The sequence below is a fragment of the Dactylosporangium sp. NPDC005555 genome (genome assembly GCF_040605635.1).
Classification (GTDB): domain Bacteria; phylum Actinomycetota; class Actinomycetes; order Mycobacteriales; family Micromonosporaceae; genus Dactylosporangium.
In genome coordinates, this window is the sequence record NZ_JBEXDG010000010.1 from 224,530 (window position 1) to 241,656 (window position 17,127).

Below are 17,127 nucleotides of genomic sequence, written 5' to 3' on the forward strand. Positions count from 1 at the left end.
GTGCCGTGAAGTGATCACCGCCACGGTCGTGTCACCTCCGCTCCGCGTACCCCGGGGCCACGCCCCGCAGGGAACCGGGGTTTGCGGAAATCCCGTACCAGAGGCAGAACATCAGCACCGTCCAGATCTTGCGGGAGTGGTCGGCGTCGCCGCGGCGGTGGGCGGTGAGCAGGCGCTGGACGTGGCCGACGTCGAGCAGGTGGTCGACGCCGGCGGTGGCGAACACGTCGCCGGCCCAGGCGCCGATCTCGCCGCGGAGCCAGACCCTGGTCGGGGTGGGGAAGCCGAGCTTGCGCCGGTCGACGACCGCGTCGGGCACGATGCCGCGCATCGCCTCGCGCAGGGCGAACTTCGTGGTCCTGGCCAGCTTCAGCGACGTCGGCAGCGACGCGGCGGCCGCGTAGACGGCCCGGTCCAGGAACGGCACCCGCAGCTCCAGGGAGTGCGCCATCGACATCCGGTCGGCCTTGGTGAGGATGTCGCCGGGCAGCCAGGTGTGCAGGTCCACGTACTGCATGGTGGCGACGTCGTCGAGGGCGGCGGCCGCCGCGTACAGGGGAGCCGTGACCGTCGTGTGCGGGTCGGCGGGGCCACGCATGAGGCGGGCCTTCTCGGCGGTGCCGAAGATGCGGGCGTTGCCGTAGTAGCGCTCGTCGATCGGGGTGGTGGCCCGCTCCAGGAAGCTCTTGCCGCGCACCCCCTCGGGCATGACCGCCGACACGGCGCGCAGGCCGCGGCGCAGGGCGGCGGGCAGCGCGGCGACCCCGGCGAGCGCGGCCGGCTCGCGGTAGATCTCGTAGCCGGCGAAGAGCTCGTCGGCGCCCTCCCCGGACAGCACGACCGTGACGTCTCTGGCGGCGGTACGCGCGAGGAACCACAGCGGGACGATCGCCGGGTCGGCCACAGGGTCGTCGAGGTGCCACACGATGCGCGGCAGGGCGGCGATCACGTCGGCGTCGTGGACCAGGGTCGCGGTCAGGTCGACGCCGAGCGCGGCGGCGGTCTCGGCGGCGGCCTCGATCTCGCTGTAGCGCTCGTCGTCGAAGCCGACGGTGTACGTGCGGATCCCGGGATGCCGCTCGCGGGCGAGGGCGACGACGGCGGTCGAGTCGATGCCGCTGGACAGGAACGCACCGAGGGGCACCTCGGACTGCAGGTGTGCGTGCACGCTGTCGCGCAGCGCGTCGCGCACGGCGGCGATCGCGTCCTGCGCGGGGCGCGCCGAGGGCTGCAACGCGTGCCGGAAATACGCTGACACCTCGGTGTTGCCGGCCGTCGAGGTCAGGGCGTGGCCGGCGGCGAGGCGGCGCACCGACGGATGCAGCGTCGCCGGCTCCGGCACGTACTGCAGCGTCAGGTAGTGCGACAGCGCCGCCGTGTCCACCCGGGTGGCGGTGCCGGCGAACGGCAGCAGCGCCTTCTTCTCGCTCGCCAGGTACAGGCCTTCGGACGTGCTCAGGTGATACAGCGGCTTGATCCCGAACGGATCCCGGAACGCGTGCACGGTGCCCGACGCCCTGTCGAGGGCCACGATCGCGAACATGCCCCGCAGCCGCCGGACCGCCGACGGCCCCCAGTGGTGGAACGCCGCCGCGAGGACCTCCGCCTCCCCCTCGGTGGCGAAGACCGCCGCGTGGTCGCGGATCAGCTCGGCGCGCAGCTGCAGGAAGTTGTACACCTCGCCGTTGAACACGACCGTCCACGCGCCCCACGTGACCGGCTGCCGGCCGTGCGCGACGTCGACGATGGCGAGCCGCTGGAAGCCGAACGCGGCACCGCCCTCCACGTGCAGGGTCGTCTCGTCGGGGCCGCGGTGGCGCAGCAGGTCCAGCGCGGCGGCCAGCTCGTCGGTCGCGACCTCACCGGCGGCGCCGTCGGCGCTCACGAACACCAGGAATCCACACATGTCGGCGAAGGTAGGGAGCCGGCGGTTGGGAACTGATGAAGAAGTGTGCGCCGGATCGAAACCCGGAGAAGGTTTCGCAGGTTCTTCACAACCGGCGCGCGACAATGATCGGCGATGAGCGCACGGATCCTGGTCGCCGAAGACGACCCGAAGCAGGCCGAGCTGATCCGCCTGTACCTGGAGCGGGACGGCCACAGCGTGCTGACCGTCCCCAACGGCCGGCTGGCCCTGGAGCAGTGCCGGTCCCGCCGGCCCGACCTGCTGGTCCTGGACGTGATGATGCCGCTGGTCGACGGCCTCGACGTGTGCCGGATCATCCGCGCCGAGTCGACGGTGGCGATCCTGCTGGTGACGGCCCGCTCGACGGAGGACGACCTGCTGCTCGGGCTGGACCTCGGCGCCGACGACTACATGACGAAGCCGGTCTCGCCGCGGGAGCTCGCCGCGCGGGTACGGGCGCTGCTGCGCCGCTCCGGCATCGGCAGTCCCGGCCACCAGCAGGTCCTGCGGGTAGGCGACCTCGTGGTGGACGCCGGCCGCTTCGAGGTCCGCGTCGACGGCGGCGCGGTCGTGCTGACGGCGAAGGAGTTCGGCATCCTGGAGCTCCTCGCCGGCGAGCCCGGCCGGGTCTTCACCCGCGGCGAGATCATCAACCGCGTCTTCGGCTTCGAACGCGACGTCTCCGAGCGCACCGTCGACGCGCACGTGGTCAACCTCCGCCGCAAGATCGAGTCCGACCCGGCGGACCCGCGCTACGTGCAGACGGTCTACGGCCGCGGCTACCGGCTGAACGAGTCGGCATGAGCGGCCCGGAGCGCAGCGGCTCAGGCCGAGGCGCAGCGGAGGCGGCGGCGGTGGCGGTGGCGGCATGAGCTTCCGGTTCCGGGTGTTCGGGCTGGTACTGCTGATCGCGGTGATCGCGGTCGGGGTCACCGCGTGGCTGAGCGTGCGGCTGACCGCCCTGCAGATCGCCGATTCGCAGCAGACCGCCACCCGCAACGAGGTCACCACGGTCGCGGCCGTCCGGGAGTACGCGATGCGCCACGGCACCTGGGCCGGCGTCGACGTCCTCGTCGGCCGGCTGTCGAAGACCAACCAGCAGCGGATCCGGCTGACCAACCTGTACGGCCAGGTGACCGTCGACAGCGACCACCTCGCCAACCGCGCCGCCCGTCCCGTCGTCAGCCCGCCTGCCCTCGTCGACCCGCGGCCGACGCTGCAGTTTCCGCAGGAGATCCTGTCGAAGCGGCGCACGGCCGCTGAGGAGAAGACCGGCGTCACGGTGCTCGAGCACGTGACGCTGCTGGAGCTCGTCGAGTTCCGTAGCACGGTGCTCCTCGCGCGCTGCCTCACGGAGGCCTTCGTCCTGCCTCCTTCGGTGCGCCTCAACGAATACGGCGTCCCGGTCACCGACGGCGACGTCGCCGACGACCACGGCTGCCACCAGAGGGCCACCGTCGCGACCGGGCAGGACCAGCCCGGCGACGAGCCGTTCGTGGCCGGCTGCCGCGCCGAGAAGGAACAGGCGCAGTGCCTGACGAAGGCGTTCGGCACGCGGATCGCGATGTTCGCGCCGGAGCCGCTGCAGCTGTACCTGGGAGCCGTCGCCGACGACGCCACGAACCTCATCAGCCGCCCCGGCACCGTGGCCGGCGGCGGTGTGCTGATCCTGGTCATCCTCGGCACCGCCGCCATCGCCCGGCATGTCAGCCGGCCCGTCCGTGACCTCACCGCCGCGTCCCGCCGCCTCGCCGACGGGCACCTCGACACCCGCGTGCGCTCCGGCGGCCGCGACGAGCTCGGTCAGCTGTCGGACTCGTTCAACCGGATGGCGTCCGCCCTGGAGGCTTCCGAGCAGGCGCAGCGCCGCCTCGTCGCCAGCGTCGCGCACGAGCTGCGCACGCCGTTGTCCAACCTGCTCGGCTACCTCGAGGCGCTGCAGGACGGGCTCGTCCCGCCGAGCCGGGAGCTGTTCAGCTCACTGCACGACGAGGCCGAGCTGCAGCGGCGCATCCTCGACGACCTGCAGGACCTGACCCTGGCGGAGGCGGGGCATCTCACGTACCGCCGCAGCGACTTCGATCTGGCCGACCTCGTCGACACGGCCAGGGTCGCGCACCTCGCCGTCGCCGAGGCCGCCGGCGTCCGCCTGACCGCGGAGACCGCCGGCCCGCTGCCCGTCCACGCCGACCACGACCGTCTCCGCCAGGTGCTCGGCAACCTCATCGGCAACGCCATCAGGTACACCGATCCCGGCGGCCACGTCGCCCTGCGGGCCTTCCCGGACGCGGACCGTTTCGCCGTCGAGGTCAGCGACACCGGCTGCGGCATCGCCGCCGACGACCTGCCCTTCGTCTTCCAGCGCTTCTGGCGCGCCGACCCGGCCCGCGACCGCGCGACCGGCGGCAGCGGCCTGGGCCTGACCATCGCCCGCCAGATCGTCCACGACCACGCCGGCGACCTCACCGTGCGGAGCACCCTCGGCGCCGGCTCCACGTTCCGCTGCACCCTGCCCGTGGGCACGAAGACGCTCAGCGCCTGACCCGGCCTAGTCACAACACCGACAACCACCGCCGCGGAATGATCAATACAGTGCAGTCATGTTCGAGAACCGGCGGATCCGCAAGAACGGCATCGGCGCGCAGGCGCTGGTGCTGTCCGCGAAGGAACACTCCACGTTCAGCTCCAACGAGAAGCCCAAGTACGACTTCGTCCTCGAGGTCCGGCCCGAGGGCCGCGCGCCGTTCCAGGCAAACGTCAGGCAGGCGTTCTACATCGCCGAACGCAAGCCGGTCGAGGCGGACATCATCGGCGTGAAGTACGACCCGTCCAGCCTCAAGGTGATCCTCGACCTCGCCGGCGACCCGCGCTTCGACCTCGAGGCGATGCAGCGCCGCACCAACGAGATGAACCGGGAGACCCGCCGGATCCTCGACGCCCGGCAGGACGGCACGCGGGGCTGACAGGGCGGACCTGCCACCCGGACGACGGACAACCGGGCCGCCCGCGCGGTGACATGATCGCCGGCGTGCTGGTCGACGTGGTGCCACGATGGTCGGTCCTCGCGTTCGCCACGGCGCACGTGCTGGGACTGCTCATCCACCACCCGGTGCCGTGGACGGGGTCGCTCACCGCGGTGTCGCTGCTCCACGTCCTGCACAGCTACCGGTACGTCGAGACGGCGCCGCGCCAGGGGGACCTGCCACCCGCGCAGATCCACCCCGGCATCATCGAGGCCGCCCGGGCCACCGAGCCGGCACCGCACGACGCGGTCCTCGCCGCGGCCGGGCTGCTCACGCTCGTCGCGCTCACCGCGGTCCTGCTCCCCGCCCGGGCCCGCCGCCCCGAGCCGCTCCGCTAGGGCGTCAGGAGGCGCCCTCGCAGCGGCGGACGGCGTCGGCGTAGTCGGGGACGGCCGCCATCGCCGCGGCCAGGCGCAGGAACGGCAGGGCCTCACGCTGCCTGCTCTGCCGCTGCAAGGTGCGGCCGAGCAGGTGGTGGGCGTAGTGGTCGGTCGGGTCGCGGTCCACCAGGGCGCGCAGGTGCGTCTCGGCGCGGTGCAGCTGGGCCGAGGCGAAATAGGCGCGGGCCAGCCACAGCCGCACCTCCGCGTTGCCGGGCTCCTCGTCCAGCACGGTGGCGAGGATCTTCGCGGCCTCGATCGGGTCGCCGGCGTCGAAGTAGAGGACTCCCCTGCGGTACTCGGCCATGACGTCGTTCATGACCGCATCAACCACCCGGGACGCCGGGACATTCCTAGTGGCTCTTCAGCCACCCGATCAGGTCGTCGAGGACGCGGTCCTGCTCGGGCTCGTTGAAGACCTCGTGGTGCAGTCCCTCGTAGATGTGCAGGGTGAGGTCCTGCGAGCCGGCGGTGTCGGCGATGAGGCGGCTGCCGGCCGGGTCGACGAGCTTGTCCGCCGCGCCGTGCAGGACGAGCGTCGGCAGCGTGAGCTCCGGCAGGCGGCGCTGGAACACGGCCATCTGGGTGAGCATGGCGCCGCCGATGCCGGCCGGGACCTTGCCGTGGTGGACGAGCGGGTCGGCGTCGTAGGCGGCGACGACCGCGGGGTCCTTCGAGATGTACTTCGAGTCGAGGGCCTGCACGGGGGTCGCGGGCGCGATCCGGCCGAGGACCTTCGCGACGGCGATCGCGGGCTTGCCGATGCCGGTGCCGGGCACGACCGGCGTGCCGGACAGCGCCAGGGCGCGCAGCGACGCCTGGTGCTCCAGGGCGTAGGCGAGGGCGATCATGGCGCCCATGCTGTGCCCGATGAGGAACGGCACCTGGCCGGGGTGCCGGGTGGCGACCTCGCCGAAGAGCAGGTGCAGGTCGTCGGTGTACTCGGAGATGCTGCGCAGGTACATCCGCTTGCCGCCGGAGCGGCCGTGGCCGCGGTGGTCGGGGGCGTAGACGGCCAGGCCGAGCTCGCCGAGCCGGGCGACGACGTGGTCGTAGCGCCGGGCGTGCTCCCCCATGCCGTGGGTGAGCACGACGACACCCTCGACGCCCCCCGGCCGGCTCTGGGGCGTCCAGGCGTCGTAGACGATGCGGACCCCGCCGCCGCCGGTGAAGCTGTGCTCCTCGCGCTGCATGGCTTGCATGGTCCGCCCTGAACGAAAGGTAGGCAAGGCTGTCCCTGCGCCGCCCGCAAGAAACGGCGCAGGGACAGGCTCAGGACGCGGCGCGCTCGGCGGCGCTGCGCTCCACGCAGAACTCGTTGCCCTCCGGGTCGGCCAGGGTGACCCAGCCGGTGCCGTCGGCCTTGCGGAAGTCGGCGACGAGGGTCGCCCCGAGGCCGAGGATACGCTCGACCTCGGCGTCCCGGCCGGCGTCGGTCGGCTGCAGGTCGAGGTGGACGCGGTTCTTGCCGGTCTTGCCCTCCGGCACCTGGATGAACAGCATCCCGGGCTGCCCGTCCGGGGCGTTGAGCGCCGCCTCGGTGTGCTCGGGCAGGTTCGGGTCGTCGGGATCCTCGCGGAAGCCCGTGACTGCGGCCCAGAACAGGGACAGGTCGTAGCATTTCGCGCAGTCGACGGTGATGTGCCTGATGCGAACGGTCATGCGACCACCTCATCAGATCCGGCAAGCGAGATTTCAGAAACCGCGGGCCAGGCGATGGTACGCCTGGTTCCAGCGGACCTCCTTCGTGAACTGCCGGACGGTCGTGTCGCCGTCGATGACGAGCAGTTCCGTGCCGGTCATGTCCGCGAGGTCCTGCAGTTCCTCGGTACCGACGGCGAAGGACAACACGGTGTGGTGCGGTCCTCCGGCGGTGAGCCACGACTCCGCCGACGTCGACAGGTCGGGCCGCGGCTTCCAGACGGCGCGGGCGACCGGCAGCTTCGGCAGCGGCGCGGTCGGCGTCACCACGTCGATCTCGTTGGCGACGAGGCGGAAGCGCTCGCCGAGGTCGGCGAGGCCGAGGACGACGGCCGGACCGGGCGTGGCGTCGAAGACCAGCCGGACCGGGTCCTCGCGGCCGCCGATGCCGAGCGGGTGGATCTCGCACGACGGGGTGTCCAACGCGATGCTCGGGCACACCTCCAGCATGTGCGCGCCGAGGATGACCTCGCTGCCCGGGGTCAGGTCGTAGGTGTAGTCCTCCATGAACGACGTGCCGCCGCCCGGGGCCATCGACTTGAGGGTGCGCACGAGGACGGAGGTCTTCCAGTCGCCTTCGCCGCCGAAGCCGTACCCGTCGGCCATGAGCCGCTGGACGGCGAGGCCCGGCAGCTGGCGCAGCCCGCCGAGGTCCTCGAAGTTGGTGGTGAAGGCGCCGAACCCGCCGGCGGTGAGGAACGCGCGCAGGCCGAGCTCGATGCGGGCCGCGTAGCGCAGCGAGTCCGCCCGATCGGCTTTCAGGGCATCCGACACCCGGTAGGTGTCGTGGTACTCCTTGACCAGGTTGTCGACGTCCGCGTCGAGGGTCGCGTCGACGGCCTCGACGAGGTCGTTCACGCCGTACGTGTTGACGGAGACGCCGAAGCGCAGCTGCGCCTCGACCTTGTCGCCCTCAGTGACGGCGACGTCGCGCATGTTGTCGCCGAAGCGGGCCAGCTTCAGCGACCGCATGTCGGTGTACCCGCGCGCCGCGCGCGCCCAGGCGCCGATGCGGGCGGTGACCCGCGGGTCGCTGACGTGCCCGGCGACGGTCTTGCGGGCCACACCGAGCCGGGACTGGATGTAGCCGAACTCGCGGTCGCCGTGCGCGGCCTGGTTGAGGTTCATGAAGTCCATGTCGATCTCGGCCCACGGCAGCGCCACGTTGGCCTGCGTGTGCAGGTGCAGCAGCGGCGTGCGCAGCGCGTCCAGGCCGGCGATCCACATCTTGGCCGGCGAGAACGTGTGCATCCACGCGACCACACCGACGACCGACGGGTCGGCGTTCGCCTCCAGACAGATCCGCAGGATGTCGCCGGCGCTGGTGAGCACCGGCTTCCACACCACGCGCACCGCGATGTCCGGCGACTCGTCCAGGGTCGCGGCGATCTGCCTCGACTGGGTCGCGACCTGGTCGAGCGTCTCGGGGCCGTAGAGCCCCTGGCTGCCGGTCAGGAACCAGACCTCGTGCGTCATGATGTGCTCCTCTGCCCGCCCTGAGGCTGGCCGTAGACGTTCTGGTAGCGGTCGTGCAGCGAGGCGACGGCCTGGTCCGGCAGCCGCTCGACGGCGCCCAGCTGCCGGGCGAAGTGCATGGTCCTGGCGACGTCCTCGCACATGACGGCGGCCTTCACGGCGGCCTTCGCGGTGGCGCCGATGGTGAACGGTCCGTGCTGCAGCATCAGCACGGCCGGCGAGGGGTGGCCGGTGAGCGTGTCGACGATGCCGCGGCCGATCGCGTCGGAGCCGATCAGCGCGAACGGCCCGACCGGGATGTCACCGCCGAACTCGTCGGCCATGGCGGTGATCGAGCACGGGATCGGCTCGCCGCGGGCGGCCCACGCCGTCGCGTAGGGGCTGTGCGTGTGCACGACCCCGCCGACGTGCGGCATGTGCTTGTACACGTAGGCGTGCGCCTCGGTGTCCGACGACGGTGCGTGCTCCCCCTCGACGAGCTTGCCGTCGAGGTCGCAGATCACCATCTTCGACGGGGTCAGCTCGTGGTAGCCGACCCCGGACGGCTTGATGACGAGGAGGTCCTCGCCGGGGACGCGGGCCGACACGTTGCCCGACGTCCAGGTGACCAGGCCCCAGCGGATCAGCTCCGCGTGCAGGTCGCAGACCTCCTGCCTGAGCTTCGAGATCACTGGGCCACCTCTTCGCGCAGCGACCGGAGGCGGTGCAGCACCTCGTTGCCCCCGGGACGGCCGAAGTAGTCATGCAGCTGCCGGTACTCGGCGTAGAGTCGGTCGTAGACGTCGGCGGCGGCGTCGTCGGGGGTGTAGACGGCCCGCTTGACCTTGCCCATCGCCGCCGCGGCGGCCCGCACGTCCGGGTATTCCCCGGCGGCGACCGCGGCGTGGATCGCCGAGCCGAGCGCGGGGCCCTGCTCGGAGTCGATGACGCTGATCGGGCGGCGCAGCACGTCGCTGTAGACCTGCATGAGGAACGTGTTCTTCAGCAGCCCGCCCGCGGCGATGAACTCGGTCACCGGCACCCCGGCCGTCTCGAGGGTCTCGACGATGGTGCGGGTGCCGTAGGCGGTCGCCTCGATCAGCGCCCGGTACATGTCCTCGGGCCGGGTCGCGAGGGTCTGCCCGACGATGACACCGGACAGGTGGTGGTCGACGAGGACCGACCGGTTGCCGTTGTGCCAGTCCAGCGCGACCAGGCCGTGCTGGCCGGGGCGCTGCGCGGCGGCCGCGGCGGTGAGCCGGTCGTGGTCCGCGGACGCGAACGTGGCGAACCAGCCGAAGATGTCGCCGACCCCGGACTGGCCGGCCTCGTAGCCGTACAGGCCGGGGACGATCCCGTCGGCGACCACCCCGCACATGCCGGGCACGTCGGCCAGGACGGCGCCGCTCATCACGTGGCACGTGGAGGTGCCCATGATGGCGACGAGCTGCCCGGCGTCGACGGCCTGCGCGGCCGGGGCGGTCACGTGGGCGTCGACGTTGCCGACGGCGACCGCGATCCCCTCCGGCAGCCCGGTCCACGCGGCGGCCTCGGCGGTCAGCCGGCCGGCGAGCCCGCCGAGCGGCGACAGCGGCCCGTCGACCTTGTCCAGGAACGCGCCGAAGGCCGGGTGCAGCGCCTCGAAGTAGTCCCGCGGCGGGTAGCCGCCGTCCTGGTGCGCGCCCTTGTAGCCGGCGGTGCACGCGTTGCGGGTCTCGACGCCGGTCAGCTGCCAGACGATCCAGTCGGCGGCCTCGATGAAGCGCTCGGCCCGCGCGAACACGCCGGGGTCCTCCTCCAGGACCTGCAGCGCCTTCGCCAGCTGCCACTCCGCCGACAGTTTCCCGCCGTACCGGGCCAGCCACGCCTCGCCGCGCTCCTCGGCGAGCCGGTTGATCCGGTCCGCCTGGCGCTGCGCGGCGTGGTGCTTCCACAGCTTCGGGTAGGCGTGCTTCTCCGAAGGCAGGACGTCGCTCAACGGCGTGCCGTCGGCGAGCACCGGCAGGAACGTGCACGCCGTGAAGTCCGTCGCGATGCCGACCACGTCCGCCGGGTCGATACCGTTCAGGGCAGCCGGCACCGCATTGCGGAGCACATCGAGCCAGTCCGAAGGCACCTGCAGCGCCCAGTGCGGGGGCAGCGGCTCGCCCGTCGACGGTAGGGTCCGCTCGACCGCACCGTGCCGGTACTCGTGGACGGCTGTGCCCACCTCGGCACCGTCGGCGACCCGGACCACGACGGCCCGGCCGGACAGGGTGCCGTAGTCGACCCCGACTACATACGAGGGTTTGAGCGCGGCGCTTGCGTCGCGTGGGGGGTGTGGGGTGGGAACCCCCCACGGAGCCGCGGCCCGTGAGGGCCGGGGAACTGGTGACTGTGTCATGAGGATCTCCGCGCCACGGCCCGCTGCAACACGATGAACGCGAACAGCAGCGCACCGATGACGATCTTGGTCCACCACGAACTGAGGGTGCCCTCGAACGTGATGATGGTCTGGATGAGGCCGAGCACGAGGACTCCGAGGACGGTGCCGAAGAGGAAGCCCGAGCCGCCGGTGAGGACAGTGCCGCCGATGACGACGGCCGCGATCGCGTCGAGCTCCATACCCAGGGCGTGCAGCCCGTAGCCGGAGGAGGTGTAGAAGGTCAGCAGCACGCCGCCGAGCGCGGAACACAGGCCGCTGATCGTGTAGACCGCGATCTTCGTGCGGCCGACGGGCAGGCCCATGAGCATGGCGGACTGCTGGTTGCCGCCGATGGCGTAGATGTTGCGGCCGAGTCTGGTGTACGCCAGGACGTACGCCGCGACGAGCACCACGACGATCGAGATGACGACGCTCCACGAGATGTGGAACCCACCGAAGCGGATCTTGTAGTCCGCGAGGGACGTCCAGAGCGCGTTGTCGATCCGGATCGCCTCGGTGCTGATGACGTAGCAGAGGCCGCGGGCGAGGAACATGCCGGCGAGCGTGGCGATGAACGGCTGGATGTCGAAGAAGTGGATGATGCAGCCCATCGCGAGACCGATGACGGCGCCGACGAGCAGCACCAGCGGCAGGACCGCGATCGGCGACCACCCGGCCCGTACCAGCGACGCGAAGATCATCGTGGTGAGCGCGACGACCGCGCCGACCGACAGGTCGATGCCGCCGGTCAGGATCACGAACGTCATGCCGACGCCGACGACGAGCAGGAAACCGTTGTCGATGAAGACGTTGAGCACGATCTGGGTGTCGCTGAAGCCGGTGTACCGCACGACGCCCGCGCCGTACATGAGACACAGCAACGCGAGGGTGGCCAGGACCGGGATGTGCCGCTGCTGCGGCCTGCGGATGACGCGCTTCTGCAGCGCCTCGAAGGTCGCGCTCACGCCGTCACCTCCGCTTCGCTCCGGCGCCGACGCGACTGGGCGCTGTCATGCTGATTCGCGGCTCCTCCGCTTCGCTCCGGACCAGTCATGCCGTCACCTCGACCTTCTGCTGCGCCTGCGGGGCGGCTGGCGTGGACGGGCGGCGGCGCTGGAACTTCTCGCGGAACTTCGGCGCCTGGGCGAGGCACAGGACGACCACGACGACCGCCTTGAACAGCAGCGTCACCTCGGGCGGGATGCCGACGGTGTAGATCGTGATGTCGAGCGTCTTGATGATCACGGCGCCGAGGATCGTGCCGGCGATCGAGAAGCGGCCGCCCGCCAGGGACGTGCCGCCGATGACGACGGCGAGGATCGCGTCGAGCTCGATGAGCAGGCCGGCGTTGTTGCCGTCGGCGCTGGACACGTTGGAGCTGATCATCAGCCCGGCGATGCCGGCGCAGAGCCCGGCGAACACGTAGACGATGAGGATCAGCCAGCGGGACTTGATGCCGGCGAGCCGGGACGCCTCGGCGTTGCCGCCGACGGACTCCAGCAGCAGGCCGAGCGCCGAGCGGCGCACGACCAGGCCGGCGACGACGGCGACGCCGACGGCGATGATGACGCTGAGCGGCAGCCCGAGCCAGTAGCCCGCGCCGATCATCTTGTACGGGCCGCTGTTGATCGTGATGATCTGCCCGTCGGTGATGAGCTGGGCGAGGCCGCGGCCGGCGACCATGAGGATCAGCGTCGCGATGATCGGCTGGATGCCGACGGTGGCGACGAGGAACCCGTTCCAGACGCCGAGCACCAGTGACAGCACCAGCGCGAGCCCGACGGCGAGCAGCACGCCGGTGACGCTGTTCTGGTTGTCGAGCCCGCTGATGCGCAGGCAGGCGAGCGCGCCGGCGATGGCGACGACGGCGCCGACGGACAGGTCGATGCCACCGGTCGCGATCACGAGGGTCATGCCGAGCGCGACCAGGCCGAGGGGCGCGCTGGCGCGCAGGATGTCGATGATGCTGCCGTACAGGTGGCCGTCCCGGAGCTCGATCTTGAAGAAGCCGCCGGAGAAGAACACGTTGGTGACGAGGAGCACGACGAGGACCGCCGCCGGCCAGAACAGCCTGTGCTTGGTGATCGCCGCCATCAGGTGCCACTCGCAATCGTCTCGGTGAGGCGGTCCAGGTCGACCGCGTCGGTGTTGTCCAGAGAAGTGACCAGGCGCCGGTCGCGCAGGACGCCGATGCGATGGCTGAGCCGCAGCACCTCCTCCAGCTCGGCGGAGATGAACAGCACGGCCATGCCCCCGTCGGAGAGCTCGACGACGAGCCGCTGGATCTCGGCCTTGGCGCCGATGTCGATGCCGCGGGTCGGCTCGTCGAGGATCAGCAGCCGCGGCTCGGTGATGAGCCATCGGGCGAGGAGCACCTTCTGCTGGTTGCCGCCGCTCAGGTTGCGGACGGGCAGCTCAGGGTCCTTCGGGTTGATGTTCAGCGCGTCGATGTACTTCTGGACCAGTTCGTCCTGGCGGCGCCGGGGCAGCGGGCGGGTCCAGCCGCGGGCGGCCTGCATGGCGAGGATGATGTTCTCCCGCACCGAGAGCTCCTCGACCAGGCCTTCGGTCTTGCGGTTCTCGGAGCAGTAGGCGATGTCGTGGCTCATGGCGGCTCGCGGGCCGTGCATGGTGACGGGCTTCCCGTCGATCTCCAGGCGGCCGCTGTCGGCCTTGTCGGCGCCGAAGAACAGCCTGGCGAGCTCGGTGCGGCCGGAGCCCAGCAGCCCGGCGAGGCCGACGACCTCACCCTGGTGGATGGTGAGGTCGAACGGCGCGACCGCGCCGGTGCGGCCGAGGTCGTGTGCCTGGGCGACGGCCGGCGCGGCGTCGAAGGACCGCTTGCCTGCGTCCTCGAGGCGCTCCAGCAGCGCCAGCTCCTTGCCGATCATAAGGCTGACGAGCTGGACCTGGCTGATGTCGGCGACGAGGTGCTCACCGACCAGCCGGCCGTTGCGCAGGATCGTCATGCGGTCGCAGATCTCGTAGATCTGGTCGAGGAAGTGCGAGACGAAGACGATCGCGATGCCCTGCGCCTTGAGCTGCCGCATGATGCGGAAGAGCTGAGCGACCTCGCCGGCGTCGAGGCTGGAGGTCGGCTCGTCGAGGACCAGAACTTTCGGGTTGACCTTCGCGTCGACGTCGATGGCGCGGGCGATCGCGACGAGTTGCTGCACGGCGAGGGAATAGGTCGACAGCTGCGCGGTGACGTCGAGGTCGAGCTCCATGCGCTGGAGCAGGTCGGTCGCGCGGCGGCGCATGACGCCCCACTGGATCCGGCCGAACTTCGTCGGCTCGCGGCCGATGAAGATGTTCTCCGCGACCGAAAGGTTCGCGCAGAGGTTGACCTCCTGGTACACGGTGCTGATCCCGGCCTCCGTGGCCTGCTGCGGCCCGGCGAACCGGACCGGCCGGCCCTCGAGGGTGATCTCACCCTCGTCGATGTCGTAGACACCGGTCAGCACCTTGATCAGCGTCGACTTCCCGGCGCCGTTCTCACCCATGAGGGCGTGGATCTCCCCTTGGTACAGGCGGAAATCCACACCCTCGAGGGCCTTGACGCCGGGGAACTGCTTGCTGATGCCGCTCATGCTCAGCAGTGCGGTCCCCATGGTTGCGCCTCTCAGTACTTGCGGTTCGGCAGCGCGGCCTTGGCCTGCTCCGGCGTGAACGTGGTCTCCTCGGTCAGGACCCGCTGCGGGATCGTCTCACCGGCGAGGACCTTCTTGGCCAGGTCCATCAGCTGAGGGCCGAGCAGCGGAGAGCACTCGACGATGTAGTTGATCTTGCCCTCGGACAGGGCCGTCATGCCGTCCTTGACCGCGTCGACCGTGATGATCTTGATGTCGACGCCGGGCTTCTTGCCGGCCGCCACGATCGCCTCGATGGCGCCGAGACCCATGTCGTCGTTGTGCGCGTAGAGCACGTCGATCTTCGGGTTGGCCTTCAGGAAGGCCTCCATGACCTCCTTGCCCTTGGCGCGGGTGAAGTCACCGGTCTGCGAGGCGATGACCTTGAACTTCGGGTCGGCCTTGATGACGTCGGCGAAGCCGGACTTCCGGTCGTTGGCGGGAGCGGAGCCGGTGGTGCCCTGCAGCTCGACGATGTTCACCGTGTCGGTCTTGCCGGTGTACTCCTTGACCAGCCACTCGCCGGCCTTCTTGCCCTCGAGGACGAAGTCGGAGCCGATGAAGGTCTTGTAGAGCGAGGTGTCCTTCGAGTCGACCGCGCGGTCGGTCAGGATCACCGGGATCTTGGCGTCCTTGGCCTCCTTGAGCACGGTGTCCCAGCCCGACTCGACGACCGGCGAGAAGGCGATGATGTCCACCTTCTGCGCGATGTAGCTGCGGATCGCCTTGATCTGGTTCTCCTGCTTCTGCTGCGCGTCGGAGAACTTCAGGTCGATCCCGGCGGCCGTGGCCGCCTCCTGGACCGACTTCGTGTTCGCCGTCCGCCAGCCAGACTCGGCGCCGACCTGGGCGAAGCCCATCGTGATCTTGCCGTCGTCCTTCTTGCCGCTGCCGGCGTCGTCGCCTTCGCCGCCACACGCGCTGAGCGCGCCGACCACCAACAGGCCGCTGAGCACGGCCGCGGACCACTTCTTCAGCACTACTTCTCCTAACGGGGTGTCCTGTGCGGGGGGTACGCGTGAACGTTCACATTCAAGGGCGGACCGCCCCACCGCCGGGGTGTGTGGCGATAGGGGTGCCTTGCTCCGGCCTGGGTTACATTGGCCGTCGCGGTTGTATGTCGAGAGTGTTAGCGTTCTCATCCCCGACGTCAAGTCTGTGACGTCGATTCGTGACCGGAGGTGCCCCTTGGCCCACCCCGCGCGCTCCGGACGGGACCGCGGAGCCTCCGCTCGCGCCGCCTCCGCCGCCCCCGCATCCACCGAACGCGCCCCCATCGCTACGGAACGTATCGCTCCCGGCACGCAGCATGGCGAAAGTTCGACGGAACGTGGCGCCGCCCCTCCGTCACGTGACGCTTCCGCCACCCGGCCGATGTCCCCGGACATCGGCCGCCTGGTGCCGGGACGCCCCGGGGCACCTACCGCGCCCGGCGCACCGCACGGCGGCCCGGCCGGCGGCCCGGCCGCGGACCCGGCCGGCGACAGGTCCGTCGGCGGTGCACGGTTCATGGCCGCGCCGGTGCGGCGGGCCGGGTTTCCCTCCCCCGCCGGGCCGGACCGCAGCCGGCGGGGACCGGTCGCGCACGCCGGCGGGGCCGCGCCCGACGCCGTGCAGGTGCCGCCGCCGAGGAAGGTCGGGATGCGGGACGTGGCCCGCCTGGCCGGGGTGTCGCACCAGACCGTGTCGCGGGTGCTCAACGACCTGCCGAACGTCAGTGACGGCACCCGCAGCCGGGTCCTGGACGCCGTGCGGATCCTCAACTACCGCCGCAACCTCGCCGCGCGGACCCTGGTCACCAGCCGGTCCCGCACGATCGGGCTGATCGGCTTCGAGACCACGCTCGCCGGTCCCGCCTCGATGATCTACGGCATCGAGAAGGCGGCCCGGGAGGCGGGCTACTACGTCAGCATCGCCACCGTCCGGTCCCTGGACCGGCACGCCGTGCTCGACGCCGTCGAGCAGCTGTGCGCGCAGGCCGTCGAGGGCATCATCGCGATCGCGCCGAAGAACTCCGTCGCCGACGCGCTCGCCCAGGCGCCGCCGGGCACCCCCACCGTCGGCGTCGGCGGCGCCGACGACGGGGCCGTGCCGATGCTGCGCGTCGACAACGTCCGCGGCGCCTGCCTCGCCACCCGGCACCTGCTGGACCTCGGTCACCGCACCGTCCACCACGTGCCCGGTCCGGCCGACTGGCCCGAGGGCCGGGACCGCATCGACGGCTGGCGGCAGACCCTGCACGCCGCGGGCGCCCCCGTGCCGCCGGTCGCCGCCGGTGACTGGTCCGCGCGGTCCGGGTATCTGCGCGGCCAGGTCCTCGCCGCCGACGCGGGCGTCACGGCCGTCTTCTGCGGCAACGACCACATCGCGCTGGGCGTGCTGCGGGCGTTGCACGAGGCGGGTCGCACGGTGCCGGACGACGTCAGCATCGTGGGCTTCGACGACATGCCCGAGTCCGGCTACTTCCTGCCCCCGCTCACCACCGTCCACCAGGACTTCGCCGAGCTCGGCCGGCGCAGCGTCGGCCTGCTCGTCGCCCGCCTCGACGGCACCCCGATCCCCACCAGCCCGGTCCACCTCGCGCCGTCGCTGATCGTCCGCGCCAGCGCCGCCAGGACCCAGGTCTGAG

15 protein-coding genes and 1 pseudogene are annotated in these 17,127 nt (G+C 71.2%); 5 read left to right on the plus strand and 11 right to left on the minus strand.

Annotated elements, in window-relative coordinates:
- Nucleotides 1-31 precede the first annotated feature (31 nt).
- Nucleotides 32-1,906 (minus strand): asparagine synthase (glutamine-hydrolyzing), encoded by a 1,875-nt coding sequence (gene asnB / locus ABZS58_RS14640; protein ID WP_354781420.1) that lies wholly within the window; start codon nucleotides 1,904-1,906, stop codon nucleotides 32-34.
- A 114-nt stretch (nucleotides 1,907-2,020) separates the two neighbouring features.
- Between asnB and ABZS58_RS14645 the strand changes: the two genes are divergently transcribed.
- The 4 genes from ABZS58_RS14645 (at nucleotide 2,021) to ABZS58_RS14660 (ending at nucleotide 5,267) form a co-directional block, all read left to right on the plus strand.
- Nucleotides 2,021-2,710: a response regulator transcription factor gene (locus ABZS58_RS14645; RefSeq protein ID WP_354781422.1), complete on the plus strand. Its 690-nt coding sequence runs from the start codon at nucleotides 2,021-2,023 to the stop codon at nucleotides 2,708-2,710.
- A gap of 64 nt (nucleotides 2,711-2,774) precedes the next feature.
- Nucleotides 2,775-4,448: an ATP-binding protein gene (locus ABZS58_RS14650; RefSeq protein WP_354781424.1), complete on the plus strand. Its 1,674-nt coding sequence runs from the start codon at nucleotides 2,775-2,777 to the stop codon at nucleotides 4,446-4,448.
- A 58-nt stretch (nucleotides 4,449-4,506) separates the two neighbouring features.
- On the plus strand, nucleotides 4,507-4,869 hold the full coding sequence (locus ABZS58_RS14655; RefSeq protein ID WP_354781426.1) for a hypothetical protein: 363 nt from the start codon (nucleotides 4,507-4,509) through the stop codon (nucleotides 4,867-4,869).
- A 65-nt stretch (nucleotides 4,870-4,934) separates the two neighbouring features.
- Nucleotides 4,935-5,267, plus strand: a complete 333-nt coding sequence (locus tag ABZS58_RS14660) for a hypothetical protein (protein ID WP_354781428.1) — start codon at nucleotides 4,935-4,937, stop codon at nucleotides 5,265-5,267.
- 4 nt (nucleotides 5,268-5,271) lie between these two features.
- Here the strand turns inward: ABZS58_RS14660 and ABZS58_RS14665 are convergent, their stop codons facing one another.
- The 10 genes and pseudogenes from ABZS58_RS14665 to ABZS58_RS14710 all read right to left on the minus strand — a co-directional run bounded on the left by ABZS58_RS14665 (nucleotide 5,272) and on the right by ABZS58_RS14710 (nucleotide 15,478).
- A complete protein-coding gene (locus tag ABZS58_RS14665) occupies nucleotides 5,272-5,628 on the minus strand; it encodes a tetratricopeptide repeat protein (protein ID WP_354781430.1) in 357 nt (118 codons plus the stop codon).
- A 34-nt stretch (nucleotides 5,629-5,662) separates the two neighbouring features.
- Complete coding sequence (locus ABZS58_RS14670) at nucleotides 5,663-6,502, minus strand: lysophospholipase (protein WP_354781432.1); 840 nt, start codon at nucleotides 6,500-6,502, stop codon at nucleotides 5,663-5,665.
- 79 nt (nucleotides 6,503-6,581) lie between these two features.
- Nucleotides 6,582-6,971: a VOC family protein gene (locus ABZS58_RS14675; RefSeq protein WP_354781434.1), complete on the minus strand. Its 390-nt coding sequence runs from the start codon at nucleotides 6,969-6,971 to the stop codon at nucleotides 6,582-6,584.
- A 33-nt stretch (nucleotides 6,972-7,004) separates the two neighbouring features.
- The gene (gene araA / locus ABZS58_RS14680) at nucleotides 7,005-8,486 is read right to left on the minus strand and encodes an L-arabinose isomerase (protein WP_354781436.1); all 1,482 of its coding nucleotides are present in this window, start codon (nucleotides 8,484-8,486) and stop codon (nucleotides 7,005-7,007) included.
- Nucleotides 8,483-9,157, minus strand: coding sequence for an L-ribulose-5-phosphate 4-epimerase (locus tag ABZS58_RS14685; RefSeq protein ID WP_354781438.1), 675 nt, complete (start codon nucleotides 9,155-9,157; stop codon nucleotides 8,483-8,485). The genes araA and ABZS58_RS14685 overlap by 4 nt, the downstream gene beginning before the upstream one ends.
- A pseudogene (locus ABZS58_RS14690) lies at nucleotides 9,154-10,746 on the minus strand (ribulokinase); the annotation flags it as partial. The pseudogene ABZS58_RS14690 and the gene ABZS58_RS14685, both read right to left, overlap by 4 nt.
- Before the next feature lie 98 nt (nucleotides 10,747-10,844).
- A complete protein-coding gene (yjfF, locus tag ABZS58_RS14695) occupies nucleotides 10,845-11,834 on the minus strand; it encodes a galactofuranose ABC transporter, permease protein YjfF (RefSeq protein ID WP_354781440.1) in 990 nt (329 codons plus the stop codon).
- A gap of 85 nt (nucleotides 11,835-11,919) precedes the next feature.
- Nucleotides 11,920-12,963, minus strand: a complete 1,044-nt coding sequence (locus ABZS58_RS14700; RefSeq protein WP_354781442.1) for an ABC transporter permease — start codon at nucleotides 12,961-12,963, stop codon at nucleotides 11,920-11,922.
- Nucleotides 12,963-14,480 (minus strand): sugar ABC transporter ATP-binding protein, encoded by a 1,518-nt coding sequence (locus ABZS58_RS14705; protein ID WP_354781444.1) that lies wholly within the window; start codon nucleotides 14,478-14,480, stop codon nucleotides 12,963-12,965. The genes ABZS58_RS14700 and ABZS58_RS14705 overlap by 1 nt, the downstream gene beginning before the upstream one ends.
- A gap of 11 nt (nucleotides 14,481-14,491) precedes the next feature.
- Entirely contained in the window at nucleotides 14,492-15,478 is a 987-nt protein-coding gene (locus ABZS58_RS14710; RefSeq protein ID WP_354781446.1) for an ABC transporter substrate-binding protein, read from the minus strand.
- Nucleotides 15,479-15,872: 394 nt separating this feature from the next.
- Between ABZS58_RS14710 and ABZS58_RS14715 the strand changes: the two genes are divergently transcribed.
- Nucleotides 15,873-17,126 carry a LacI family DNA-binding transcriptional regulator gene (locus ABZS58_RS14715; protein ID WP_354781448.1) on the plus strand — a complete coding sequence of 418 codons (1,254 nt, stop codon included), beginning with the start codon at nucleotides 15,873-15,875 and terminating at the stop codon, nucleotides 17,124-17,126.
- Nucleotide 17,127 lies beyond the last annotated feature (1 nt).